Genomic DNA, 25,209 nt, shown 5'->3' with positions numbered 1-25,209 from the left:
ATCAGGAATAGTATACAACCCATTTAATGTTAAAGAGTACATTCTACCGGCAGTTGAATCAGAGGGTATGCAGCTATTCAACCAGCAATTGATAGGATTGTGTATGCTGAAATGCTATGCTGTTTCTGGCAGTGCGCACTGTACATTTAATAATCTCGGAGGGATATCATGCTCGACTTACGTAGAATTGGGGCTTATATATCGCGGCTTCGCAAAGACCAGGACTGGACCCAGCTGGAGCTTGCCGATCAACTGAATGTAAGTCATCAGGCGGTATCGAAATGGGAGCGGGGCGACTCGCTGCCGGATATTGGAACACTTCCGCAGGTTGCGGGGTTATTCGGCCTAACCGTAGATGACATTTTGAATGCAGGAGACCACGCAAAACATCGGGAGCACCCGCATCTGGGACGGATCGTAGAGGAGATTGCAGAGAACAGGCCGGGCCAGGTTACAGAGATGGTCAATGCCGGTAAGCTGGAGATGGAAGAGCTTGTAGAGGTAGCGCCTTTTGTAAAAGCAAGTGCCCTCAATAAGGTTACAGAGGGCATAGACAGCAGCGTCCTTACGTTAGATGTAATTATGCGGCTAGCCCCGTTTCTGGGAAGAGATACATTGGATGAACTGGTTCGTCAGGCTGAAAAGAAAGAAATGGCTTGGAATGTCATTTCCGGACTTGCCCCGTTCGTCAGCAGTGGCACCTTAAGCCTGCTTGTTGATCAAGCAGCAGACGGTTCCAGAGAGGTGAACAATCTTGTGGGCATCGCCCCCTTTCTGGAACGGGAACAGCTGGATCTGTTGGTGCAACAAGCCAGAGGGGACAGCCCCAGCTGGCATTCCATTCAAGGACTGGCTCCCTTTATTAGCAGGGAAACGTTGGGCCTTCTAGTTGACCGGGTGGCAGGCGGTGCTGTCGATGGAAATCAGCTCACAGGCCTCGCTCCTTTTCTGGACAGGGGGAAGCTTGGGAAGTTGCTTGGTGAAGTCGAAGCTGAACAGCTTAGCCCGGATCTGCTGGCAAGCCTCGCTCCATTTATCGATCAAGGGACGTTGAGCAGAATGGTGACAGGCTTACTGAATAAAGGGAGTTAGATGGAAAAAAGAAAATAGACAGCAAAAAAACAGAGCACCGGCGTATTCTCCGCCGTGCTCTGTTTTGCTTTGTATATGGACAGTGATGCTACAGCCCGAGCGTATTGCCCTTTTCCAGCCGCTGAATCTGCTGTTCGCCGTTATCTGCCAGCTCCCGGAACTGGGTAATAGTCTCACGCATCTTGGGGAGCGCCTCCTGCTTGTAGGTACTAATCGAATCCAAGGCGGAGAGGACGTCGGTGAAGGCCTGCTTCAGCGTGTCGACCGAAATACTGGTTTCAAGCGATTGCTTGTGAATGGCAGCACCCTGCTCCTTAAGCATTCTGGAGGTGCCGCTGATCAGATTGTCGGTGGTCTGGTTCAGCAGCTCGATTTTTTGGAGAACGATCTTCTGGTTGTATAAGGCGCTGGCGACTGTAACCGAGATTTTGAGCGCAGATACCGTAACATTTCTGGCTCTGTCCACTCCACGGATCAGTTCCTTGTTGTTGCGGATGACAACCTCGATGGCCATAATGCCCTGCTGATTGACCACAAGCATCTGCTGCAGATCCATCACCCGCTGGCGCAGCGGGAACAGGACCTCCTCCGTGATGAACCGCACCTTATCCTCATCTTCACTGCGCTGTTTGGCAGCTTCAATCTGCTTCTCGATTTCCTCGTCCATCAGGATGCCGAGCTGAATCTCCTTCTTAAGGCGCTTGGTCAGCTCCCGCAGAGTCTGCTGTTCAATCTCCAGTGTCGTATTGTCATTCTTCAGCACGGCTTTGCCTTTATCCAAGGATAGAATAATATCTGAGATGACGGCATCGGCCTTTTGATATTTGGCGAAATAATTACGCAGGGGGTGAAAAAACTTGCCGAGAAACCCGCTTTTGGCGAAATCTACCGCGCTGGGGTCCAGATCCTTAAGCTGCTGATGCAGCTCGGTTAATCCCTTGGCGACCTGGCCGCCTTCATCCCCGGTCTTGGACAGATTGCCCACCGATACCTGAAGCAGGGAGTTCTTCTCCGACGAGGAGCGCATGGTGCCCATCCCGAAGCTGTCAATCGACTGCAGCACAGCCTTGCGTTTCTCCAAAGACTCGAAGTCCAGCTCCAGGATACTGGAGACATTACTGATCGCCTGCTCCTTAAGCTGGGTGACTTCCTCCGGCTCCGGCTGGACCTGCTCCTCAATGACCGATTTCAGCTTCTCGGGGCTGGGGATTTCCATGGTGAATGACATATGAACCCTCCTTCAGAATATAAAGTCTACATTTGCACGTTGAGCAGGTTACCGATTTTGTATACTACATCCTCTGTGTCGGCGTTGATATTGGCCGCCTCGTTGATGCTGGAGATGCTCTCCAGAGCCTTGATATTAGCGTTATACCCGATGGTGTATACCGGAATCTTGTAAGTCTCGATCAGGCCCCGGATATCATCCAGGGAATGGCCTTCGTTCGTCTCCCCGTCGCTAAGCACGAAGATCAGAGGCTTCATATCCGGGTTCACCGCCAGCTCATCCTTCAGCATCTTCATCGCAACCACCAACCCGTCGAAGGTAGCCGTACCGCCCACAGGCTGAAGGCTGTTAATCGCCCCTACGAACATGGACTGTTGGTTGGTATCATATTTGCCGATGGGCAGATTGATGGTCACGTCACTGGAATAGGAGACAAAGCCGATGCTGTTGTCCTTGCCGAGGAATTTCTGGCCCTTCAGCAAGGACTCCTTGAGACGGTTCAGCGGTTCACCGGCCATGCTGCCTGAGACATCGGCTACGAACACTGCCGCAATCGGCTTGCTGCCGTTCTTTTTCTCCTTCCAGAGCTTCTGGGCCGAGGAGAGAATGGAGCCGTCAACCGGTGCCAGCTCTGAGACATAATCCGTCAGGCCGTTGAAGCCCTTGTCCGCAGCCGTCTTCTGGTACTTATCCTGCTGGACGAATTCGCCGAACTTCTTAATGATCGCCAGCTTCTCCGGCGGCAGCTGCCCGAGTGCATACAGCGGGCTGTCATGTCTTACGCCGAACGGGGTGAACACATAGCCGCTGGTCAGATCCTTCGCATTGACAAAGGTCTGATACTCAAGGACGAAGGCATCCAGCATGCCGGATTTGGCCGCTTCCCGCATTTGCAGGGTGGTGGAGGCGATGAAGGGCACGTTGGCCTGGAACTTCTCGAAGCCTTGAACCGCCTTGGCTCCCAGCAGATCCGTACTGTCGAAGGTGCTCAGTGCGGTGACCAGGAAATTCAGCCCCGTTGAGCTGGCAAAAGGGTCAGTGTACCCCATAGCCAGCTCATTAGCCGCAATGGCGTCGGTAATTGTCTTCACGTTGATCGAGCCGTATTTGTCGACCAGCTGATCGTATTTCTGCTTGCTCATTACCACTCCGGCCACGTTGCCGGTCAGACGTTTCGTAACCAGCTCGGCTTGCACGCCGCTGGCCTTGACCATCTCGCCCCATAGCTCATTAGAGGGAGTGAAGGCGTCAGGCACATATTTGCCGGACCGGATATAATCAGCGGCTGTGCCGGAAGCGATGTTACGGATTTTGACGGAGACTGGTTTGCCGTCTATTGTAATACCGGCAGCGTTGAAGTCTGTTGCGACTTCATTCAGCCAGCCGTCATTGCCTGTTCCGGACTTCTCTGTGGAGGAGAAAATCTCGACGTAGCTATCGGTTGTGCTCTCTACGGAGATGGGGAACTTGGAGATATCGGGCAACGAATCGCCGATGGACGCCGGATCAAGATCGATCTGCCCTTTTACTGGCTCAGCACTGGTCACGTTGATATCCTTATAGATGCGGTTCAGTCTTTTGTCGGCGTCTTCGGCAGAGATTTCAGTCTTGGATTTGCCCAGATTGGATGTTAAGGTAATTCCGAAATAGACAAGTGCGAAGACGGATGCGGCGATAATGCCGAGTATGAACAGTGTTTTGCCTTTCCTCATAGGTTCATCTCCCTTTCCTTACTGATAGAGTTTCGTCTGCCCGATCAAGGCGGTTAATTCCTGCATGCATGGCATGTCTTCCACATTGCTATAATCTGCGCTGCCCAGCTCGGTAATCTCCAGCAGCAGCTGATCCAGCTTCAGCAGAATTTCCTCATTGGCCCCGAGGCAGCCTTTGACATAGGAGAGATACTCGTTGTATAACGCGGTTTTCTTCTGAATTAGAGCGCTGGAGAACCGGCTTGACGCGTTATCTGCACTAAATCTGGCGAACTCCGAGGCATCGAACACACTGAGCTTGCCCAGCAGCCCGCGGATATTCAGATAAAAGAGCTTCTCGACCTCCATTATGACGGAATGAAACTTGCGGAAGCTGAGCTCAGCCGGATCGAACCTGCGGCCCAGCACCTGGAGCAGTGCGGTCTTCTTCTTCTCAATCCGCTCGATCTGGTCCAAGGCGAGGGAGATATCCTCCTTCAGCACCTTCACATTCCGGTGACGGCCGAGGCCGGCAATGTAATCCTCCCGCGTCTCTAATTGCACGCTAACGGGCTTGGCAGCCGGGGGTCTGAAGAGCAAGGTGTAACTCCCGTATAGGACGACCAGCAGACTGATGATTAGCAGGGTTACCGCAGATGCCGTTTCCAGCGGGCTTCCGCCGATCTCGATACCGAGCAGGCCGGGAGATAGAACGATGACATTTAAGATGACAACTCCGGCAATCATGCCAAGGAGCTTAATGGGCCCGGATCTGTTCAGGATCTACACCTCCTCCAGTTATGTATATTTCGGTAAACCATGGGATCATTCATACCTTCGGGTGATCACCGTGGTTCCCTTCACAATATTACCCATCTCACATAGAAATGATTGGAATAAAGGACGGTTATACACTGATACGTATCGTAACTTGTCTATGTTTCAAATTTTTACTTTATTTATTGATAGAGGGCTGCCCTTGGATTGCTGTTCATTACAAATAAATGGAAGTATAATAGGAAGGTTAACAGAATTTATGAGAATAAAGTAAATTACAAGGGGGATAAGCCATTGTTTTTTCGTAAATCAAAGCTTCTCATCGCGTCACTTCTGATATTATCCTTATGCTTTCCTGCCGGCAGTCAGGCCGTTGCTGCGGTGCCCAGAGCTGTAAGTGTATCGGGCGGCTCTGCGCATGGAATTGCGGCTTGGAGTGACGGGACGGTAACCGGCTGGGGAGATAATAAGTTCGGTCAAGTCGGGGACGGGACAAGTATTAACCAATACATCCCCAGACAGGTAGAAGGTCTGAGCGGGATTGTGCAGGTGGCGGCGGCAGGAAGAGTGTCTTTTGCACTCAGCAGGGATGGGGAGGTATGGGGCTGGGGCTTGTACTACAGCAGCTATATTGAGAATGATCCTCTGTTGAGGTATCAAAAACGGGGAGGTCCGGTCAAGCTGGAGGGTCTTCGGGAAGTATCCTCCATCACTGCGAATGGCAGCCTGGGCATCGCTGTAAAAAAAGACGGGACGGCCACCCTGTGGTACCCTTCCTACGATCAGCCCGGTGTGCTTCCGGTACAGATTCACTATTTGGAGCTCAAGGCAGTTACGGGGATTAGATCCGCCCTAATTAACGGTAACGATGCTTTGTTTCTTACTGAAGAGGGCAGTGTGAAGCAGATGAGTATCGTTAACAACGTCTATAACCGTATGCGTTTGGAGAGTGATCCTGTCAGTGTAGCTACGCTCGCTTCATCGTCAATAACCGGTATGGCAGCTACACAAGGTGAGCTGTTCCTGCTGCGAAGTGACGGCCAGGTGCTGCGCTGGAACAAGGATTCTAAAGTGCTTTCTGCCGTTGCCGGTCTTACTAATGTCTATAAGCTGGATACCGGCTTCTACCGGCTGTTTGCACTGAAGCGGAACGGAACGCTCTGGCAATGGAACTACAACTCTGGAGCGCTGGTTAAGCCTTTTCAGATCAAAAAAGGAAGTCATATCAGCAATCTGTGGGGAAGCAGCGGAACCTTTGGATTTGCCCAGCACAAGGATGGGACTCTAATGGGGTGGGGAGACGGCTTCGATACGGGACTTGCGACTGGCAGGGGGGCGATGACCAAGGATGAAGACGGATATATTCTGGCACCGGTCCAGCCGCCGCTGAGTTTCAGTGTGAACGGGGAGACGTTCTCATTCTATGGCACGCCTTCCGTTAAGGACGGCAAGCTGTATGTACCGGCTAACAGCGTGTTCAAGGCGCTTGGTGTGAAGGTAAGCTCAGGCACGTCCAAGCCTGACCCGAAATTTTATGGTTATCAATTCACGGTATGGTCTTTCGTATACGGTAAGAATACCGTTCAGGTAAAGTTCAGCGATCCGCTCGAATTATATATCAATGGCAAGAAATCAGACCGCGAGTTTACAATGAATAGGCTGCCGGATTCGGCACAATTCCCGCTGGAAGCAATATGTGATCTTCTCGGTATTGGCTTACAGTGGAATAAAAGTACGGGTGAAGTTAGGCTGGAGAATTGATTAAACAGAGGTCTATGTCCCCTGAGTTTCAAATTTAAAAGAATTAAGGCTTGACGCCAGCTCACTTGGCGTGTAACATATGAACAGTCGTCAACCAGGCAATCATTCATAACTCTATATTGTTCTCGTATAACCTCGCAGCCATTCAGATGTCACAGGGCGAGGGTTTCTACAGGAAGCCTACTCTTCCTAACTACGATGATAAGGACCGTGAACCAGTGGTCCCTGTCCCGGAGTTAGGATTTTTTGCGTGTTGCGGCTGTAATTCAAGTGTAGACGAAACAGAAGATTCAGGAGGCATAACAGACATGAAAGATATGAAATATTTAATCTCCGTACTTGTAGGCGCTATGAGCTACGGCATTTTATCAACGATTGTTGTATTGGCCTACGGGCAAGGTTACAAGCTGGGAGAGGTGGTCGGCACTCAGCTCTTAACCGGCTGTATTCTCGCCTGGCTGCTCGCGTTATATACCAAGCTTAGAGCGAACCGCAAACAGCGCAGCACAGCGAACGTTACGGCACCCGCCAAGGCGCTTCCCACCCGGCTGACCTGGAAGCATAGACTGCTCTTGATGATGGCCGGTGCGCCAACCGTGGTTACGGGTCTGCTGTACTACCAGTCGCTCCGGTATATTCCGGCTTCGCTGGCGATTATCCTGCTGTTCCAGTTCACCTGGATCAGTGTGCTGATTCAGGCGGTAAGCAAACGTCAACGCCCTGACAAAATCACGGTGCTGACGCTGATCCTGCTGTTCGGCGGAACCCTGCTGGCCGCAGGTATTCTGAATCAGGGAGCTGCCGAGTTTAACCTGCTGGGGCTGCTGCTGGGATTACTATCGGCAGTCAGCTATTCCATGTTCATTATATTCAGCGGCAAAGCCGTTCCTTCGGCCCATCCGGCCTACCGGAGCGCCTGGATGGTCACTGGCGGCCTGGTGCTGCTGTGTATCCTGTTCCCGCCGACCTTCCTGTTTAACGGTATGCTATGGGGACCGCTGCTGCTGTTCGGCTTCCTGCTGGGCTTGTTCGGCGCCTTTATCCCGCCGCTGCTGTTCGCCATCGGGGTTCCGCATATCGGCGGAGGGATGGCTGGTATTCTGGGCGCCGTCGAACTGCCTGTGGCTGTCTTAATGTCCTCATTCGTATTGCAAGAGCATGTAAGTCTTCTGCAATGGACCGGAGTAGTGCTGGTGCTGCTGGGTGTGGTATTGCCGGAGCTGTATAAGCTGCGGTGGGGTAATGCTCAGAGCGTGAGTTCGTCATCGGTCTGAGCTCTGGAGGATAGAAGAAGAGGAGTGTTCCCAGTGAATAGGGGAGCACTCCTTTTACAGCTAGCATTGTTGTCTTTGTCTGTGGAACTATATGGATGTTGACTTGTAACTTTCTTGTAAAATTTGTTTTGCGATATAAATGATCTGACCCGTATGCTCCGAGTAATGTGCGGCACATTGATGCAACATATCCAGATTTGTTCTTTCAAGATTCCTGACCCATTGTGTTTGCTCTAACTCTTCATCGGTAATGTTTTTTACCGTGGCAATGATCAATTCAAACTTAGCTTGGATGATCTGTTCCAGTTCGGACCTGGTAATATACGTTGGTTTGAGCTCCTCATCACGATTTCTATGAACGTCTTGATGTAAAATTCCCTTTAGTATTCTTTCATGAATGTTACCTTCAACATGTTTTATTAATGTCGAGATGCTGTTACTTGTGTTATCAGGTCTCCAATTTACTTGTTCATCGCTAAGTTGTTGCAGGGATTTGAGTAGACGCGTACTTATCTCATCAAACTTTTTTGAAAGCCAGTCCCTGTTAAAATCATAATTCATTGATAGTACCTCCTAAGAATAAGATTTACATATTTTTCTTATTCGCCTTAATGTTTTTGCAATCCTTTTTATTCACCATACCAATTTGTAAGCGCAAACATTTTTGTTGCCAAAAGTGAAATTAGGTGCTATTCTGAATTTGGGATTGTTACTGCAAAGGCAAAACCCAAAACATGGTCACGTGTTTTGGGTTTTGCCTTTCTTTATGTTAAGGCCCTGCGGGACGCCGTAAGGAAGCCTTGACCCGTCTAACATCCTGTAAGCAGTGCAAATGAAATTCGGGGTAAAGGAGGGCAGCTTGGTTGATTATCGAGAAGATTTTCAATAACAATGCCATTATTGCCAAGGATTCAGGTAAGGATGAATTGGTTGTTATGGGACGCGGCATCGGCTTCAAGAAGAGCCCGGGTGATCCGGTGGATGTCTCTCTGATCGAGAAGACATTTGTACTTAAGCGAAATGACGCGTCCGAGAAATTCAAGGCCTTAATGGCGGATGCCCCCGCCGAATATGTAGCCTTAAGCTATGACATTATCGAGTATGCCAAGCAGACGCTGAAGGCCCGCCTGAGCGATTACATCTATGTGACCCTGACGGATCATTTGACTCATGCGCTGAGGCTTCATGAGCAGGGCATCCATAATGACAATCCGCTTCTCTGGGAGATTCAGCGCTGTTATCCGAGGGAGTATGCCATCGGACATCATGCTATGGGAATGATTGAGCAGGATACGTGTATCCGCCTGCCGGAGGATGAAGCCGGGAACATTGCACTCCACCTGATCAACGCGCAAATGAACAGCTCGGGCAACAAGATTGCAGATCTTACCAGGCAGACCCAGCAGATTGATGACATCCTCAATATTGTAAAGTATTCCTATAACAACGAAATTGATGAGCATACCGTCAGCTACGAAAGGTTCATCACCCATTTGCGATATTTCTTCCAGCGTTCGCGCAAGCAGGAGTCTGAGGAGTCCGTGGACGATTTTCTGCTCAAGCAGGTGAGGGTGAAATACAGGAAGGCGCATCTATGTGTGCTCAAAATCGAGAAGTATCTGGATCTGAAGCTCCTGGATGAAGAAATCCTGTATCTGACGATTCACATTCAGCGGGTAACGCAAAGACAAACTGAATAAAACCACTTGGATTGTTACTGGTCATGCAGGCGAAACCAAATCAGGCAGGAAGCTGCCGGGATGGTTTCGCCTTTTGCTTATCATTCATCAGGAAACGGGAGGACTTACTATGAAATATGAGGCATTAGCCAAGGATATTATCAAGCATGTCGGCGGCAAGGAGAATATCAACGGACTCAGCCATTGCGTGACCCGTCTGCGCTTCAAGCTGAAGAATGAGGCGGCGGCGAATACAGATGTGCTGAAGAATATGGACGGAATTGTAACGGTGATTCAGAGCGGCGGCCAGTATCAGGTCGTGATCGGCAATCATGTGTCTGAGGTCTATGCCCAGGTGATGACAGCGGGCGGATTGCAGGAAGGCGGATCAGAGACAGCCTCCGGCGAGAAAATGGGTCTGTTCAACAGCTTCATCGACATGATCTCCGGCGTATTCTCGCCGACCCTCGGCGTACTGGCTGCAACGGGGATGATCAAGGGCTTCACCGCCCTGTTCCTGACCGTGGGACTCCTTACCAAGGAGTCGGGGACCTACCAGATTCTGAATGCGCTCGGGGATTGCCTGTTCTACTTCTTCCCGATCTTCCTGGGGTATACCTCGGCCAAGAAATTCGGGGCCAATATCTTTATCGGGATGGCGATAGGCGCTACGCTGGTGTATCCGTCCTTCGGCAGCATCACGGCGGCGGGCGAACCGCTGTACACACTTTTTAGCGGAACGATCTTTGAATCGCCTGTGTACATTACCTTCCTGGGGATTCCGGTCATCCTGATGTCCTATACCTCCAGCGTTATTCCAATCATCATCTCGACTTATATTGGCTCCAAGCTGGAAGCCTTCTTCCGAAAAGTAACGCCGAGCGTGGTGCGCACCTTCCTCGTCCCGTTCTTCACCCTGCTGGTCACCGTTCCGCTGGCGCTGATTGCCATCGGACCGGTCTCCACCTGGGCCGGACAACTGCTGGGGCAGGGAACCTTGTTCCTCTACAATCTCAGTCCGGTTATTGAGGGGCTGCTGGTAGGCGCGTTCTGGCAGGTCTTCGTTATCTTCGGGCTGCACTGGGGCCTGGTGCCGATTGCCCTCAATAACATGGCTGTACTGAAATCCGATCCGATTCTGGCGGCTTCCTTCGGCGCTTCGTTTGCCCAGACCGGTGCTGTGCTGGCGATCATGCTGCGGACCAAGAACGCCAAGCTGAAGTCATTGTCGATTCCAGCCATTATCTCAGGGATCTTCGGAGTGACGGAGCCCGCCATTTACGGAATTACGTTGCCGCGCAAGAAGCCGTTCATCTTAAGCTGTGTCGCGGCGGCGGTCGGCGGCGGTATCGTCGGTCTGATGGGCACCAAAGGCTATATTCTCGGCGGTCTGGGGATCTTCGGTATCCCAAGCTACATCAGTCCGGACGGGATGGATAAAGGCTTCTACGGCGCGATTGCTGCGATTGTGATTAGCTTCATTCTCGGGTTCATTCTTGTCTTCTTCTCCGGGTTCAAGGATGAGGAAGCGGTAGACAGTAAGAGTGGCGGGACTGCCCGGAGCGTTCTGGTGAAGCAGGAGACGGTGGGAAGTCCGCTGAAGGGACAGATCAGAGCCTTGTCGGAGCTGACGGACGAAGCCTTCTCTACAGGCGCAATGGGCAAAGGTATAGCGATTGAACCGCTGGAAGGCAAGGTATACTCTCCCGTTGACGGGGTACTGACCACCTTGTTCGCCTCCGGCCATGCGATTGGCATCACCAGTGATAATGGGGTTGATATTCTGATTCATGTCGGCAAGGACACGGTCAAATTAAAGGGCAAACACTTCACTCCCCGGGCCAAGCAAGGCGATACCGTCACCAAAGGCCAGCTGCTCATGGAGTTCGACGTTGCCGCGATCAGAGAGGCGGGCTATACGCTGACCACGCCTGTGATTATCTCCAATTCCGGTGAGTATCTCGACGTTATTGAGACAGACCAGAAGAGCGTCGATTACCGGGAGAATCTGCTGACCGTCATGATCTAAGTGGTATCCTAATCCAATCTCAGGAGGAATTAATATGAACAAGAACGTGAATGTGAGCAACAGAAGTTTTCTGGCGAATTTCCTGTGGGGCGGCGCAACGGCTGCGAATCAGCTCGAAGGCGGGTTCGATGCAGGAGGCAAGGGGTTAAGCACGGCAGATGTCATGACCGCGGGAACGCATACGGTCTCCCGGAGAATTACACCTGTGCTCGAAGCCGGAGCTAATTATCCGAGCCATGAAGCGGTTGATTTCTATCACCGGTACGAGGAGGATATCGCGCTGTTCGCCGAAATGGGCTTCAAGGTGTTCCGCATGTCGATCGCCTGGTCGCGGATTTTCCCGAACGGGGATGATGCCATGCCAAGCGAAGAAGGGCTGCAGTTCTATGACCGGGTGTTTGCCGAGCTGGCTAAGCACGGGATCGAACCGCTGGTGACGATCTCCCATTATGAAGCGCCTTATCATCTGGCTGAAGCCTATAACGGATGGGCGGACCGCAGAACAATTGATTTCTACGTCCGTTACTGCGAGGTGATCTTTAACCGCTACAAGCACAGCGTGAAGTATTGGCTGACCTTCAATGAGATCAACATCCTTACGATGCCGTTCGGGACCTTCATGGCCGGGGCGATGAAACCGGAGGGAAGCGCCGAACTGACGGCATCCGCGCAAACCGACAATGAACAGCTAAGATACCAGGCGCTCCATCATCAGTTCATCGCCAGTGCCAGAGCGGTGAAGCTGGGACATGAGATTCATAAGGATTTTCAGATCGGCTGTATGATTGCCTACATGTGCTCTTACCCGCTGACCTGTAATCCCGAAGATGTGCTGCTGGCCCAGCAGAAGGATAATCTGAGTAATTTCCTCTGCTCTGATGTGCAGGTAAGAGGCGCTTATCCGGGCTTCGCGCTGCGATACTTCCGGGAGAAGCAAATTGAGCTGCAGATGGAGGAAGGTGACGAGCAGATTCTTAAAGAAGGCTGTGTGGACTTCTACACCTTCAGTTACTATTCATCCACCTGCGTAAGCGCAGCTCCGGATCAGGAGTCGATTGGCGGCAATATGTCGCTGGGTCTGAAGAACCCGTATCTGCAGGCAAGCGCGTGGGAATGGCAGATTGACCCGCAAGGCCTGCGGTGGTCCCTGAATAATATCTACAACCGTTACGGACTGCCGATGATGGTGGTGGAGAACGGCCTTGGCGCAGTAGATACCGTAGAAGCAGACGGTTCAATTAAGGACGATTACCGGATAGAATATCTGCGGGAACATGTCCGGGCGATGGGGGAGGCGCTGGCTGACGGCGTGAACTTAATCGGATACACCTCCTGGGGCTGCATCGATCTGGTCAGTGCAGGCACCGGAGAGATGAAGAAGCGCTACGGCTTCATTTATGTGGATAAGGATAACGAAGGCAAGGGGACGCTTGACCGGTCCCGCAAAGACAGCTTTTTCTGGTATCAACGGGTAATCGCCAGTAACGGAGCTGAGCTGGAGTAATCCGCGTCTGCTGTCAGCTCACTTTTTACAAATATCTGTCTGCTGTTTCAGTCCGCCATCCCTACGGTATATGATAATAAACAACCGTTAAAGGGGATTTCCTATGATCATAAAAGGGATCGAGAACATGGACGGCGGCAACATTATGAGCCAGATTCAGCAAGGCGGTAAATTCGTGATCTACACATATTGCTTCTCTGTTGTCCTGATGACGTTCAGACGTAGCTCGGGTATCTATTTCATCAAGGCGGGCGAGGGCTCCGTCAAAAAAGGACTAAAGTACACTCTGCTGACGGCCTTGGTGGGCTGGTGGGGGATTCCCTGGGGGCCGATCTATTCCATCGGGGCGTTCATTACTAACTTCAAGGGCGGCAAGGACATTACCAATGAAGTGTTAGCCGCTCTATCGAATCAGAACGCTTCATAATAGAAGTACACATATGAGAAGCTGTCCCGCAAGCCGTGAAATATGGCTGATTGGGGCAGCTTTTTATTTCCCGCTGAAACGGTACTGTCCTTTAAAAGGACGGCAAAGCCGTTTCCACTTGGCTGAAGTGGTGATCTATAGTCTGCTCACTGGAGTAACCACTTAATTATCTATAGCACCTTATAATATGTTATAATGAATTTCTGATTTCATACTAAGTAGAATAGAGGTCGCCAGAGGATGAAAGTAAAAATTAACCGCAATGCAGCTAAGGTTCTAAAAGATATGCTGAACAGCCCGGAAGCGGAAGGCAAGAAAATCCGCGTGGTCATCACCCAGAATCACGGAGATCACGGACACTATGATGTAGCGCTGGATACACCTACTGAGCACGATGAAGTGGTTGCTACAGATAAGGATATCGAGATTCTGCTGGATACGCGCGAACCGCTGCTCGACGGCGTCTGGATTCAGTATTTCTATGTGCCACAGGAAGGCTTCTTCATCACCAATCCGTCTACCGGATTCCTGGAGAAATAAGCATCAGATCACTATCATCTGTGCTGCCTTAGGGGCGGCGCTGTCTGAATCAGCCGGGCGAGGCTGATTTGGACGGTGCCGTCTTTTTGTTGTTAGATTTTAGGGAGATCCTGCACGAAGTGCAACCATGCTGCTCCATACAAGCGTGGTTAAAACAAAAAACACTTAGATAGGGATTTTCTTCTATTGAGGTGGAGGTTTGAGAATGAAAGCATGACGCTATGGAGCACGGTTAGCACATTTAAATGAGAATGTATGTTCCTTTTATCATATATAATCACTAAATTATGGAATATAATTACATTCAAGAAGTCCGACATTTGACACGGGAGGCGATAGAGATTTCTATACCGCATGATGAGGCTTTTAAAAAGCTGCTGGAAACTTTTTATCAGGAATTCATTGATTTGTTCTTTCCTGAGCTGGGCGATATGCTCGACTATAGTGAGACCCGGTTTCTGATGCAGGAATTGCTGGTGGATATTGTCGGCGAGGAGGCGCGGGAGCTGGATCTGCTGCTGGAGACTCGCTACAAAGGGTTGGACGGTTACATTCTAATTCACTTGGAGCCGCAATCGTACAAGGATCATGAATTTCGTGACCGGATGTTTATTTATTTCAGCCGCCTGTTTGAGCGATACCGTAAAGATCACAAACTCATTATCCCTATTGCGATCTTTACCTCGGATGAGGTCAGGGAGGAACAGGACACGCTAGAGATGTCCATCCCGGAACACAACATTCTGCGCTTCCAGTTTCTTAAGGTGGAGCTGCGTAAGCAGAACTGGCGGCGGTTCATCGATTCAGATAATGCTGTGGCTGCTGCGTTATTGGCGAAGATGGGGTATACTACAAGAGAAGCGAGAGAAGTGCGCCGGGAATTCTTGCGGATGTTCATGAAGCTGAGAGCGCGGCTGGATCAGGGCCGATTGGCACTGATCATGTCCCTGGCGGATCTGTACTTTAAGCCGGACCGGGTACAGGATGAGGAGATTCTAAGAGAATTAATAGATCACTATCCGGAGGAGGGGGAAGCCATTATGGAACTAATGCCAGCTTGGAAGCGTTGGGGTTATGAAGAGGGCATAGCGGAAGGTAGGGAGAAAGGCCAGGCGGAGATTATCCGTAAGCTGCTGCTCAACGGATTCACTCCCGAGGCGGTATCCAAAGCCGTTGATTTGCCGCTGGATGAGATTAAGAAGCTGATGTGAATACAGACCTGGGCGGATGTTGCCCGGGGTCTTTTTATGATAGGCTCTTTTACAGGAATATTATGTTATCCCGCCCTAAAAGTCGTTGCAAAAGTATGCAATATCGTTGAATGCCTATATTAGCGCGGCGCAGATTTTTTATTATACTGTTCTTGTAAGCGATTACACACATATAGCTGGGGGGAAATTCTAGTGAATAAGAAAAAAGCAATGACACTGATGTCCAGTATCCTGATGATCTCTCTGCTTAGCGCGTGCGGAGGCGGCAACGGCAATGCCGGAGGGAACGCAGCGGAGCCGAAGGCCTCAGCCGCAGCAACGGAAGCTGCCGGAACCAATCAGCCCGCCGCAGATTCCGTCACTGTGGATACATCCCAGCCTGTTACCTTGAAGATGATCTTCGTAGGTCCGAAGCCGGTTGATTACGATCAGGTATTTGGAGAGATCAATAAGCAGCTCAAGGAGAAAATAAACACTACACTGGAAGCCGAATTCCTGGACTGGTCCGACTGGGCGCAGAAATATCCGCTTAAGCTGGCGGCTAACGAGGACTTCGATCTGATCTATGCCGCCAACTGGGCAGGCTATAACGACCAGGCACTCAAGGGCGGGTTCCTGGAGCTGACGAACGAGATGCTGGAGAAATATGCTCCGATGACCTGGAAGGCGATGCCTGAGGTAGCCTGGGGTCAGGCGAAGGTGAACGGCAAGCTGTATATGGTGCCTCAGAACCGTGGCGAAACCGTGGAGAAGCTGATTCTGTACCGCGAAGACCTACGCAAAAAATATAATCTGCCGGAGATCAACAGCCCTGAGGCGTACGCCAACTATCTCAAGACTATATCCGGTAAAGAGAAGGGGGTTACCCCGTTCGTACCGGAGACCGGAGACTGGAAGCTGCATAATCTGGACCGGATCCTGCTCAAGCAGCAGAACGAATGGAATCTGTTCGACCTCGATCTGCCGATGGGCTTCAAGCTGGATGATCCGGCCGGCAAGGTATTCAACTTATATGAGACTCCTGAATTCAAGGAGCTTGTCTACTATTATAAAGATCTAGCCGAGAACAACGCCTGGTCGAAGAGCGCACTGAACAGCAAGCTGGATCATCAGCAGGAATTCAAGGCCGGCAAGGCAGCCTCCATCACCCACAATCTGGGTACGCTTGGCGCCTTGATGACCGATATGCGGGAGAAGAACTCCCCGTATGAGCTGGCTTTGGCCGATATTAACCCGGATAAGAAAAAATCCGTTGCCGTCTCTACGCAGAACGGCGTAGCGATTCACTCCACCTCCAAGCAGCCAGAACGTGCACTGATGATGATTGATCTGCTCCAGAACGATAAGGAACTGCATGATCTGATCATGAACGGCATCACGGCGGTACATTATAATCCGGTCGGCGAAGATAAATTCACAAACGCCGAGAAGAATGCCAACTACACCGGCTTCTCGAACTGGGGTTTCAACTCGCCGCTGAACCGGGATAATGCTTCCTTCCCGGATGAAGCGAACGCCCTGACTGACAAATGGGAGAACGAGGTCTATCACTATCCGCTAGAGACCTTCGTTTTCGACAATAGCAAGGTGAAGACAGAGGTGGCCAATGTCGGCAATGTGATGCTGCAATACGGCATTCCGTTGGAATACGGAACTGTGAAGGATGTAGACGCGGGTCTGGCCAAGCTCCAGCAGCAGGTTAAGGCAGCCGGTATCGACACCATCATCGCAGAGGTTCAGCGTCAGATTGATGAATTCCTGGCGAATTCAGCACAATAAGCCAAGCATAGCATAGCTTCAAAAAAACGAGCAGGGTCGGCAAACGCCTCCTGCTCGTTTTTATTCGAACTCAGCTCTTGATGCGGGCTGGCGGGATACTCTGCGGATTGTTGAACACATTCCCGGGATCATATTTCGCCTTGACTCTGCGTAATCTGGCATAGTTCGTTCCATAATAGACCGGGCCGGAATGCTTGATGCCCTGGTCAGGCACGTTGATGTAGCTTCCCACGATGAAAGGCTGCAGCTTGCGGCGGGTGTTGCGGACGTAGAATATATTTTTGGCGGCATCCGATTTCTTGATCCATGAGCTGTTCCACTCCACGTAGAATTTGGCCTTTCGCCAGTAGAAGGCAGTAGATTTAGGAGATTTACGGCTTACAGCCCCACCCCAGTTGAGGAAAAAGAACCCGGCGTCTTTCCCCTCCACCTTCTCCAGGAACTCACGCATCGGCTTGAATGCCTGATCCGGGAACGGTTTCCTTGCGAAGGCGCTGGAGAACTGGTTGCTGAAGCGCTGAGTCTGAACCGGATCGGGAGCTAACAAGAAGCTGACCGCTTGCGGGTAAGGCAGGGAACGGATCGTTTGGATCTTAGGGGTTCCTACACTTGTAATGGGCTTCAAGAGGCGGACAGCCTCAGCCTTAGATCCGAGGAATAGTCCCAGCATGCTAACATTTCCGCCTTTTTTGGGACCGATGGATAATTCGCTGCCCAGTCTGGTATTCACGGCGGGAGCCCAGCGCTGCCAGGTCTTAAGGACCTTCTCGAACTGGCCCCAGGGCCAGGTGATGCGGAATACCGTTGCTGTGGCAGGAGCCGGGCGTACTTTGAATTTGTAACGAGTGCACACACCGAAGTTGCCTCCGCCGCCGCCACGGGAAGCCCAGAGCAGATCGGTATTACTTTTCTTATTTGCAATAACAATTCTGCCCTTGGCATCGACCATTTCAAGCTCCACCAGATTATCGCTGACGAGCCCAAGGGTACGCTGAAGCGGGCCGATGCCGCCGCCCAGTGTAATGCCGCCGATGCCAACGGTAGGACTGTCCCCGAAAGGCGCCATATACCCCTTCCGGGCAAGCGTATGGGCGATTCTCCCCACTGTGTTTCCGGCTCCGACGACGGCTGTCCCGGTTTTGCGGCTTAGCTTAATGCTGTTCATTTCACTGACATCAATGACGATGCCGCCGTTCACCTGGGACAGATTGACCTCCAGTGCATGTCTGCCGCCTCTGGGCCGGATGGGAATCCGGTGCTCGTTGGCCCATTTGATAGCATTGGCTACATCCTGCGTCTTCTGTGCGAACACGAATACTTTGGGGAATCTGTCGGTATGCGGGTCCCAATTTTTGCGCGCGGCCTCATAACCCGGATCACCTTTGTAGATGACGCGTCCGGTAAGCTTCGTTGCTGAGTTCACTGGTTTCCAGCTCCTTTTGAGCTAATATTGGCATACATGGAAATGACTTTGACTAGGTTAATGTATGCAGGACGTTAGTCTAAGGCGTGGGCTATAATATGATATGCGGGGAATAGAGATGCGTTTCTATTTGTCTATGCCCGACAGCAGGAGTTAATTATTGCTAGAATGTACAGGTTTGTTGTTAAACACAGTACATACATTAATCTGAAGGGATGGTTTAAATCTAGCAATTGTGAGGAGGAATACAGTATGGCGATTTTATCGACAGGTCCAATTGAGAATAGTCCTACCAGTGGGAGTAGACCCACTCAACAGGTAACGATCAAATTCGATAACCGGGACTCGCTAATCTCTTCGGTGATTCTGGTAGAAGGCTATGTCTTGAACGGAACCCGGACGCTGTATGCGCAAGATGAATTTTCCATCGCTCCAAATGAAGTGATCACGAAGAACTACTTCGCCAATCTGAATGCATTTGAGTTTATTTTCACCGTTGAGGATGCCGCTTCTGAAGTGATTCAAATCTCAGCATGGGGCAAAAATTCGGCAGGGCAGCTGGTGACAGCTCACCGCCTGGTATCCTCTGAAGTGCTGGCGCCCGCAGGAACACCGGTTTTCGAATGGGGTGAAACGATCTTTTGGGCGGATTCGGCAGCTCCTGGGCCTGGCAACGGTTCTCCGTTTGCCCCATTCAATTCCCTTCAGGCGGCCATTGATGCCGCAGTTAACAGTCCGTTGGCCGTGAGCATCGGTATGAGAGCGCGGTGTATTGTGCTTATTGCGGCGAATTCAATTTTTGATGAAGATGTAGTCATCCCGCCGGCCAGGCACATTCAATTGCTTGGTCTGGGTCCTTGGGTGCTGGGCAATGCGGATCTGGCCAATTTCGCTTCCTCCACTCCCCGTAATGTAACCATTCAGACCAGTCAGGCTGCCGAGGACGTATATCTTATACAAGGGCCAGCATTTGATGCGCGTCCGGTCACTGTAATCGGCACGTTTGATGACGGGACATCGGTAAGCACGCATACGAATTATACAGACGGTGCCATTATCAGCGGCAATGTCACCTTCCAGAATGTGGCGGTCGGAGACCCGTTTACAACGATTGAATTTCAGCTGCTGAATGCCCGGGTGGTTGGGGATATCATCCAGTCTGGACATATGGGGAACTTGAACACTTACCTGTACCATAGCCGGATCAATACAATGGTGCATAATGGGCTTAATATTCAGCGTATGGTGGACAGCCAATCCGACGGGGTCATTAATGTCCGGGGGTATTCCCACATTACTAACACAACTATTAATGCTGCGGTTACAGTAACGCTTGCTTTGTCAGATGTGCCGCCAACCGGAATTTTCAGCAGCCAGTTCGCCACGATTACCTGGACCGGTCCGCTCACGCTGGATACATCGTCCAACTATTATTTTGTAAACAGCGGTTCAACGTTAATAGGCACCAAAACCGTGCTTTTCAGCGTAGCTTAGGACTTCCTGTATCACATGTTGTGTTCCTTGCCACCGGGCTGCCCTCCGTCTGCTTGGATCAGCATTCTGTTAAGGCCCGGTGTGCATGCTCATCTGCCTGATTGCGGGCTTCGTGAAGCAGCAGCGGCTGCTTTCCATAAATAACTGTGGTTTATAACACTTTAATTATTTACATTTCGTGTAATGTATATATACTTAACTTTTGAAGGATTCATATCTCCGGGTTACCCGGCAAGGGAGGATATTACAGACATGACATCAACCATTAGAGTAGGCATCGTCGGATACGGAAATTTGGGTAAAGGGGTACAACAGGCCATTGAGCAGAACTCCGATATGGAGCTGGTAGCCATATTCACCCGCAGAGATCCGCAGCAGCTGGCAGACATCACAGGAACGCGCACCGAGCACATCTCAGCCGCCGAGCAGTACATAGGCAAGATTGATGTAATGATTCTGTGCGGCGGTTCCGCAACAGATCTGCCGGAGCAGACTCCGCAGCTGGCCCGGTTATTCAATACGGTGGACAGCTTTGACACTCATGCCAAAATCCCTGATTTCTTCGCTGCGGTGGACAAGTCTGCCCGCGAAGGCGGCAGCGTAAGTGTGATCTCCACCGGCTGGGACCCGGGCATGTTCTCTATGAACCGGCTGCTGATGCAGTCCATCCTGCCGGTAGGCGAAGATTATACGTTCTGGGGTACAGGAGTCAGCCAGGGGCATTCGGATGCGATCCGCCGGGTTCCCGGTGTCAAGGCAGGCGTGCAATATACCGTGCCGGTCCAGGAGGTTATTGACAGCATTCGCGGAGGCGAGACCCCGCAGCTGTCCACCCGCGAGAAGCACCGCCGGGAATGCTACGTAGTGGCTGAAGCAGGAGCTGACCTCGATGCCATTACCCGGACGATTGTGGAGATGCCGAACTATTTCGCCGATTACGACACAACGGTTCAATTCATTACGGACGAGGAGCTTGCTGCTGAGCATTCAGGGATGCCGCATGGCGGCTTCGTCATCCGCAGCGGAGTGACCGGAGGCGGAAGCAAACAGATCGCCGAATTCGGGCTGAAGCTGGACAGCAACCCGGAATTCACCGCCAGCGTCCTGGCCGCCTATGCCCGCGCTGCTGTGCGTCTGAAGCAGGAAGGCCAGACAGGAGCTAAGACGGTATTCGACATTCCGCTCGGCCACCTGTCCCCAAGATCGGCAGAGGAGCTGCGGCGCGAGCTGCTGTAGGCAATTAAAAAAGAGGTGTCCCCAGCCAAACGGCTTAGGGACACCTCTTCTTGTATGATTGCAGGTTACACAATACCCTGCGCCAGCATGGTATCGGCAACCTTCAGGAACCCGGCGATGTTGGCGCCGGCAACCAGGTTACCGGCGACGCCATAATCCTCAGCCGCCTGAACGGTGCTGCTGTAGATATTTTTCATAATGACTTGCAGCTTCTCGTCCACCTCTTCGAAGGTCCAGGACAGCCGCATGCTGTTCTGGCTCATCTCAAGACCCGAGACGGCTACGCCCCCGGCATTGGCTGCCTTGGCTGGAGCAAACAGCACCTGGTTCTCCAGGAACAGCTCCACCGCTTGGAGGGTGGTCGGCATATTGGCGCCTTCGCCAATGGCCTGAACCCCGTTCAGAATCAGCGTCCGGGCGGATTCCAAATCCAGCTCGTTCTGTGTGGCACAAGGCAGGGCGATGTCGCAAGGCAGGCTCCAGATTCCGCTACAGCCCTCAACATACTCGGCATGCGGGTGCTCCTTCACATATTCACTGATGCGAAGGCGTTCTGTTTCCTTCAGTCTTTTGACGGTAGCCAGATTAATGCCCTTAGGATCATGGATGTAACCGTTCGAATCACTGCAGGCAATTACGTGGGCGCCAAGCTGCTGAGCCTTCTCGATAGCATAGATGGAGACATTCCCGGAACCGGAGATGACCACCTTGCTGTCCTTAAAGCTTGCTCCCCGCGATGACAACATCTCTTGTACGAAGTACACACAGCCATAGCCGGTAGCTTCCTTGCGGGCCAGACTACCGCCATAAAGCAGCCCTTTTCCAGTAAGAACCCCGGCAGCATGCCCGCCGTGAATTCGTTTGTATTGTCCGAACATATAGCCGATCTCGCGCGCGCCCACACCGATATCTCCTGCGGGAACATCTGTATCCTGTCCAATGTGACGGTACAATTCCGTCATGAAGCTCTGGGTGAAGCGCATAACCTCTTGATCTGATTTATCCTTGGGATCGAAGTCGCTGCCGCCCTTGCCGCCGCCCATGGGCAGGCCGGTCAGCGAGTTTTTGAAGATCTGCTCGAAGCCCAAGAACTTGATAATCCCGAGATAGACGGAAGGATGGAAGCGCAGGCCGCCTTTGTAGGGACCGATGGCACTGTTGAATTGAATGCGGAAGCCGCGGTTAACCTGCGTATTACCGGCATCGTCCACCCAAGGGACACGGAAGGAGATGCTGCGCTCAGGCTCAACCAGCCGCTCAAGAATTCCGTGCTTCATATACTGCGGGTGGCGGGTCAGAACGGGGGTGATGCTCTCCAGGAATTCCTGGACAGCCTGGTGAAATTCCGGCTCATGCGGGTCGCGCTTCTGGACCTCTGCATAGATCCGCTGCACGTACTGCACAGCCTCATTTGATACTTCTGACGTTAGTGTAGGAACGATGGACACTTTGGCAAGCACTCCCTGTCTGATTGTAATTCGGGCTATCCCGTATTAATTAGAATTTAAAAGAATTCTATAAAACCTGACATCAATTTGCCAATCAATTATTTTTGGCATAGTCATTAAGAAATTCTATGAACCTTACATACTATGCAAGCTAAATGCGGCAGAATGTTAATAAACCTCTGGTCAATTCAGGATTGCAGTTCCCCTTGAATAGGGTATATATAAATATTGGAAGCAGCATAAAGCATTGAGAGAGAGGCGGAAACATATGCACTTATTATCTGTAGCAGAATTAGTAGATGTGGAGAATCATGCCTGGGAAGAGATCAGGGAGCTGCTGAGCCAAGGGCCGCGAACCTACCGGCTTGAGGCCGCAGAACCGGAGAAAGCAGCGCTGACGCTCGTCCGTCTGCAGGTAAGTACGAGGTCTTATCTGGGAGCCATTGCTTATGAAGCCGGAGGTATTATCTTCGAGCATGGCTGGATTACCTTGCTTGGCGCTGGAGCAGATGGGGTCTGCGGCAGCCTGGTATCCTGGAACGGTCTGGGTGATACAGAGGACACAGTCCCGCTGCCGGGTGTGCTGATTGTGGCCTATGATGCGGCCGGAGGCTTCTTCGGTCTGGATACCGGGCGGTTCGGACAGAGCGGACATATCTATTATTATGCCCCCGATGCTCAGGTATGGGAGACGACGGAATTAACCTATTCAGGCTTTATCGGCTGGCTGGCGGAAGGTGACCTGGATCTGTTCTATGAAACATTCCGCTGGGAAGGATGGGAAGAGGAGACGCAGAAGCTTGCGCCGGATCAGGTCTTCGGGTATTATCCGCCGCTCTGGACGGAGGAGGGCAGCGGCTGCGCCAGCAGCAAAGTACCAGTCTCTATTCTAGAGGCATGGCGGGCAGCGGGAAGCGCAGGTGCTGAATGAAGCGGCGAAAGGCTGAACGCGAGCAGCTTAGAGTCTTAAGGATAGTGGAAGAACCGCTGGAGATGGTTCCCTTTGTCAGTGCGGCGCCCGGCAGCCAGGGAATAATATATGGTGGGCTACCGATATATCTGGGAGAGATGCAGGGACTGCCGGAAGAGGTGAAGGTGCTGATCGTCGCATCCGACCTTCAGGGAGTTGCCTTGTCTGACAATGGAGATTACAGCGATCTATTGGTGGGTGAGAAGCTTGCCGCCACACTGGAAGATCTGCTGCTCCGCCAAATGCCGGATGTCCGCCCGGATCAGGTGCTGGTCTGTTTATGCGGCGATCTATACGGAGACACTGCAGTAAGAGGTTCTAGCGGCGATCCGCTGCCGGTATGGCGTGCCTTCCGCCGCAGATTCGGAACGGTAATGGGCGTGAACGGCAACCACGATCTTCTGACTTCAGAAGGGGAAGCAGAGCTTGCCTCTACACCGGGAATGCATCTGTTCACCGAACCGGCGGTCCTGCACCATGAGAATTTGCTTATCGCTGGACTTGGAGGCGTCACAGGAAGAGCAGGCCGGCCGAACCGCACGCCGGAGAAGGAGTATCTGGAGAGACTAGAAGGTCTGCTGCAACACGGGCCCGGTCTGCTGCTGCTGCACCAGAGCCCGGACCTTCCAGGAGCTGGGCTACCAGGACACGCAGGCATCCGTGAGCGGCTGGAAGCCGGGCCGGAGGTACTGGTCTGCAGCGGGCATGTTCACTGGAACCAGCCGCTGGCGGAGCTGGACAACGGTGTCCAGCTTCTGAATACAGACGGAAGGGTGCTGGTATTCACAGCCGCAGGCCTGTGCTAAACGTGCACTTGTCCGTAAACTTTACAAACAGCATCGGAATAGATATAATTTAGGTATAACTTTCAGGGTTTGAAACAACAGAAAGGGGCCTAACGCCATTAGGCTCCTTTTGTATTTCCGGCCCATGTTAACAGGAGGGCGAAAGTCATTCACAAGGAAAAGATTATGGTATGTGTTCATTACGGCCCGCACGGCGAGCGTTTGATCCGGCGTGGAGTCCAGTTATCCGAGATGATCGGAGCACCGCTATATGTGCTCAATGTGGATAGTTCAGACAGTGATGAATATAATCAAAGCAAAGAAATGTATATGGCAGTCTGGAAACGTCTGGCTGAAGAAGCCGGCGCTGAGTTCATGGTCCGCAAACGCCGCGGCCGCAAGACTACGGATGTGATCGTTGAAGCGGCTGAGGAGCATGAAGTCACTCAGATTATTATCGGGCAATCCGCCCAGACTCTGTGGCAGGAGTTGACCAAGCGTAACTTCGTCAATGAGCTGATCAGCAAGATGAAGATGATGGATCTGCATGTGGTTGCAGTTCAACGTATGCGCGCCGGGCTGGAAGAGACCCATGAAGAAGGAGTAACCGCTTATTTGGTGAAGAACGAGGGAATGTATCAGCTCAGCGATGAGCCGGAAGGTACAGACTTCATTAAAGGGAAATACTTCCACGAATTGCATACCGAGTTTGAGAATGGCTTGTTCAAAATTGAGCAAGATGGTAAAGCAAGATATTTGCATATCTGTGAAGGGAACTTGGCCGATCCGCTATAACCGGTCTTGTTGTAAGGAAGTAAGTACCAGTGTTCACAACCTATACCACTGAAGGGAAAAGGAGGC

Annotated in this window: 21 protein-coding genes; 15 read left to right on the top strand and 6 right to left on the bottom strand. The window is 51.7% G+C overall.

Features of this window, described 5'->3' with window-relative positions; translation table 11 throughout:
- Positions 1-168 precede the first annotated feature (168 nt).
- Positions 169-1,092, top strand: a complete 924-nt coding sequence (locus MKX42_RS19415) for a helix-turn-helix domain-containing protein (RefSeq protein WP_340753938.1) — start codon at positions 169-171, stop codon at positions 1,090-1,092.
- Positions 1,093-1,180: 88 nt separating this feature from the next.
- On the opposite strand, the gene MKX42_RS19410 is transcribed toward MKX42_RS19415, so the two are convergent.
- The 3 genes from MKX42_RS19410 to MKX42_RS19400 are packed head-to-tail and all read right to left on the bottom strand — an operon-like array spanning position 1,181 to position 4,758.
- The gene (locus MKX42_RS19410; RefSeq protein WP_340753937.1) at positions 1,181-2,320 is read right to left on the bottom strand and encodes a toxic anion resistance protein; all 1,140 of its coding nucleotides are present in this window, start codon (positions 2,318-2,320) and stop codon (positions 1,181-1,183) included.
- A 26-nt stretch (positions 2,321-2,346) separates the two neighbouring features.
- Positions 2,347-4,032, bottom strand: coding sequence for a vWA domain-containing protein (locus MKX42_RS19405; protein ID WP_340753936.1), 1,686 nt, complete (start codon positions 4,030-4,032; stop codon positions 2,347-2,349).
- 18 nt (positions 4,033-4,050) lie between these two features.
- Positions 4,051-4,758: a hypothetical protein gene (locus MKX42_RS19400; protein WP_340753935.1), complete on the bottom strand. Its 708-nt coding sequence runs from the start codon at positions 4,756-4,758 to the stop codon at positions 4,051-4,053.
- A 324-nt stretch (positions 4,759-5,082) separates the two neighbouring features.
- On the opposite strand from MKX42_RS19400, the gene MKX42_RS19395 reads away from it, so the two are divergent.
- Together MKX42_RS19395 and MKX42_RS19390 are read left to right on the top strand one after the other, a co-directional pair.
- Positions 5,083-6,549 carry a chromosome condensation regulator RCC1 gene (locus tag MKX42_RS19395; protein ID WP_340753934.1) on the top strand — a complete coding sequence of 489 codons (1,467 nt, stop codon included), beginning with the start codon at positions 5,083-5,085 and terminating at the stop codon, positions 6,547-6,549.
- 317 nt (positions 6,550-6,866) lie between these two features.
- Positions 6,867-7,823 (top strand): DMT family transporter, encoded by a 957-nt coding sequence (locus MKX42_RS19390; RefSeq protein WP_340757739.1) that lies wholly within the window; start codon positions 6,867-6,869, stop codon positions 7,821-7,823.
- Between the two features lie 87 nt (positions 7,824-7,910).
- Here the strand turns inward: MKX42_RS19390 and MKX42_RS19385 are convergent, their stop codons facing one another.
- Complete coding sequence (locus MKX42_RS19385; protein ID WP_340753933.1) at positions 7,911-8,384, bottom strand: DUF1572 family protein; 474 nt, start codon at positions 8,382-8,384, stop codon at positions 7,911-7,913.
- A 302-nt stretch (positions 8,385-8,686) separates the two neighbouring features.
- On the opposite strand from MKX42_RS19385, the gene licT reads away from it, so the two are divergent.
- The 7 genes from licT (at position 8,687) to MKX42_RS19350 (ending at position 16,992) form a co-directional block, all read left to right on the top strand.
- Positions 8,687-9,523, top strand: a complete 837-nt coding sequence (licT, locus tag MKX42_RS19380) for a BglG family transcription antiterminator LicT (protein WP_340753932.1) — start codon at positions 8,687-8,689, stop codon at positions 9,521-9,523.
- Positions 9,524-9,632: 109 nt separating this feature from the next.
- The gene (locus tag MKX42_RS19375) at positions 9,633-11,531 is read left to right on the top strand and encodes a beta-glucoside-specific PTS transporter subunit IIABC (protein WP_340753931.1); all 1,899 of its coding nucleotides are present in this window, start codon (positions 9,633-9,635) and stop codon (positions 11,529-11,531) included.
- A gap of 34 nt (positions 11,532-11,565) precedes the next feature.
- Complete coding sequence (locus MKX42_RS19370) at positions 11,566-13,035, top strand: 6-phospho-beta-glucosidase (protein ID WP_340753930.1); 1,470 nt, start codon at positions 11,566-11,568, stop codon at positions 13,033-13,035.
- 103 nt (positions 13,036-13,138) lie between these two features.
- Complete coding sequence (locus MKX42_RS19365; protein ID WP_340753929.1) at positions 13,139-13,462, top strand: hypothetical protein; 324 nt, start codon at positions 13,139-13,141, stop codon at positions 13,460-13,462.
- A 240-nt stretch (positions 13,463-13,702) separates the two neighbouring features.
- Complete coding sequence (locus MKX42_RS19360; RefSeq protein ID WP_036729071.1) at positions 13,703-14,002, top strand: heme biosynthesis protein HemY; 300 nt, start codon at positions 13,703-13,705, stop codon at positions 14,000-14,002.
- Between the two features lie 320 nt (positions 14,003-14,322).
- Entirely contained in the window at positions 14,323-15,213 is an 891-nt protein-coding gene (locus MKX42_RS19355; protein WP_340753928.1) for an Rpn family recombination-promoting nuclease/putative transposase, read from the top strand.
- Positions 15,214-15,405: 192 nt separating this feature from the next.
- Complete coding sequence (locus MKX42_RS19350) at positions 15,406-16,992, top strand: ABC transporter substrate-binding protein (protein WP_340753927.1); 1,587 nt, start codon at positions 15,406-15,408, stop codon at positions 16,990-16,992.
- Between the two features lie 70 nt (positions 16,993-17,062).
- On the opposite strand, the gene MKX42_RS19345 is transcribed toward MKX42_RS19350, so the two are convergent.
- Positions 17,063-18,415, bottom strand: a complete 1,353-nt coding sequence (locus MKX42_RS19345; RefSeq protein ID WP_340753926.1) for an FAD-binding oxidoreductase — start codon at positions 18,413-18,415, stop codon at positions 17,063-17,065.
- A gap of 252 nt (positions 18,416-18,667) precedes the next feature.
- Between MKX42_RS19345 and MKX42_RS19340 the strand changes: the two genes are divergently transcribed.
- Both MKX42_RS19340 and MKX42_RS19335 read left to right on the top strand, forming a co-directional pair.
- Positions 18,668-19,909: a hypothetical protein gene (locus tag MKX42_RS19340; protein WP_340753925.1), complete on the top strand. Its 1,242-nt coding sequence runs from the start codon at positions 18,668-18,670 to the stop codon at positions 19,907-19,909.
- Positions 19,910-20,161: 252 nt separating this feature from the next.
- A complete protein-coding gene (locus MKX42_RS19335) occupies positions 20,162-21,145 on the top strand; it encodes a diaminopimelate dehydrogenase (RefSeq protein WP_340753924.1) in 984 nt (327 codons plus the stop codon).
- Between the two features lie 65 nt (positions 21,146-21,210).
- Here MKX42_RS19335 and gdhA read toward each other — a convergent pair whose 3' ends face one another.
- Positions 21,211-22,587 (bottom strand): NADP-specific glutamate dehydrogenase, encoded by a 1,377-nt coding sequence (gdhA, locus tag MKX42_RS19330; protein ID WP_340757738.1) that lies wholly within the window; start codon positions 22,585-22,587, stop codon positions 21,211-21,213.
- A gap of 274 nt (positions 22,588-22,861) precedes the next feature.
- On the opposite strand from gdhA, the gene MKX42_RS19325 reads away from it, so the two are divergent.
- The 3 genes from MKX42_RS19325 to MKX42_RS19315 all read left to right on the top strand — a co-directional run bounded on the left by MKX42_RS19325 (position 22,862) and on the right by MKX42_RS19315 (position 25,143).
- Positions 22,862-23,524 carry a DUF2625 family protein gene (locus MKX42_RS19325; protein WP_340753923.1) on the top strand — a complete coding sequence of 221 codons (663 nt, stop codon included), beginning with the start codon at positions 22,862-22,864 and terminating at the stop codon, positions 23,522-23,524.
- On the top strand, positions 23,521-24,369 hold the full coding sequence (locus MKX42_RS19320; RefSeq protein WP_340753922.1) for a metallophosphoesterase family protein: 849 nt from the start codon (positions 23,521-23,523) through the stop codon (positions 24,367-24,369). Before MKX42_RS19325 ends, MKX42_RS19320 begins: the two co-directional genes overlap by 4 nt.
- 165 nt (positions 24,370-24,534) lie before the next feature.
- Positions 24,535-25,143: a universal stress protein gene (locus MKX42_RS19315; protein WP_340753921.1), complete on the top strand. Its 609-nt coding sequence runs from the start codon at positions 24,535-24,537 to the stop codon at positions 25,141-25,143.
- Positions 25,144-25,209: the final 66 nt, after the last annotated feature.

The organism is Paenibacillus sp. FSL R7-0204, from assembly GCF_038002225.1.
Lineage (GTDB): Bacteria > Bacillota > Bacilli > Paenibacillales > Paenibacillaceae > Paenibacillus_AQ.
The sequence above is the reverse complement of the archived record's forward strand: the minus strand, read 5'-3'. Positions and strand labels throughout refer to the sequence as shown.

What these genes read in the sequence shown, in the direction of transcription:
- MKX42_RS19365 (WP_340753929.1), top strand. Translation starts at nt 13,139, where the DNA reads ATGATCATAAAAGGGATCGAGAACATGGACGGCGGCAACATTATGAGC.
- MKX42_RS19415 (WP_340753938.1), top strand. Translation starts at nt 169, where the DNA reads ATGCTCGACTTACGTAGAATTGGGGCTTATATATCGCGGCTTCGCAAA.
- MKX42_RS19340 (WP_340753925.1), top strand. Translation starts at nt 18,668, where the DNA reads ATGGCGATTTTATCGACAGGTCCAATTGAGAATAGTCCTACCAGTGGG.
- MKX42_RS19335 (WP_340753924.1), top strand. Translation starts at nt 20,162, where the DNA reads ATGACATCAACCATTAGAGTAGGCATCGTCGGATACGGAAATTTGGGT.
- MKX42_RS19315 (WP_340753921.1), top strand. Translation starts at nt 24,535, where the DNA reads ATGGTATGTGTTCATTACGGCCCGCACGGCGAGCGTTTGATCCGGCGT.
- MKX42_RS19385 (WP_340753933.1), bottom strand. Translation starts at nt 8,384, where the DNA reads ATGAATTATGATTTTAACAGGGACTGGCTTTCAAAAAAGTTTGATGAG.
- MKX42_RS19370 (WP_340753930.1), top strand. Translation starts at nt 11,566, where the DNA reads ATGAACAAGAACGTGAATGTGAGCAACAGAAGTTTTCTGGCGAATTTC.
- MKX42_RS19375 (WP_340753931.1), top strand. Translation starts at nt 9,633, where the DNA reads ATGAAATATGAGGCATTAGCCAAGGATATTATCAAGCATGTCGGCGGC.
- MKX42_RS19410 (WP_340753937.1), bottom strand. Translation starts at nt 2,320, where the DNA reads ATGTCATTCACCATGGAAATCCCCAGCCCCGAGAAGCTGAAATCGGTC.
- MKX42_RS19320 (WP_340753922.1), top strand. Translation starts at nt 23,521, where the DNA reads ATGAAGCGGCGAAAGGCTGAACGCGAGCAGCTTAGAGTCTTAAGGATA.
- MKX42_RS19390 (WP_340757739.1), top strand. Translation starts at nt 6,867, where the DNA reads ATGAAATATTTAATCTCCGTACTTGTAGGCGCTATGAGCTACGGCATT.
- MKX42_RS19400 (WP_340753935.1), bottom strand. Translation starts at nt 4,758, where the DNA reads ATGATTGCCGGAGTTGTCATCTTAAATGTCATCGTTCTATCTCCCGGC.
- MKX42_RS19405 (WP_340753936.1), bottom strand. Translation starts at nt 4,032, where the DNA reads ATGAGGAAAGGCAAAACACTGTTCATACTCGGCATTATCGCCGCATCC.
- MKX42_RS19325 (WP_340753923.1), top strand. Translation starts at nt 22,862, where the DNA reads ATGCACTTATTATCTGTAGCAGAATTAGTAGATGTGGAGAATCATGCC.
- MKX42_RS19360 (WP_036729071.1), top strand. Translation starts at nt 13,703, where the DNA reads ATGAAAGTAAAAATTAACCGCAATGCAGCTAAGGTTCTAAAAGATATG.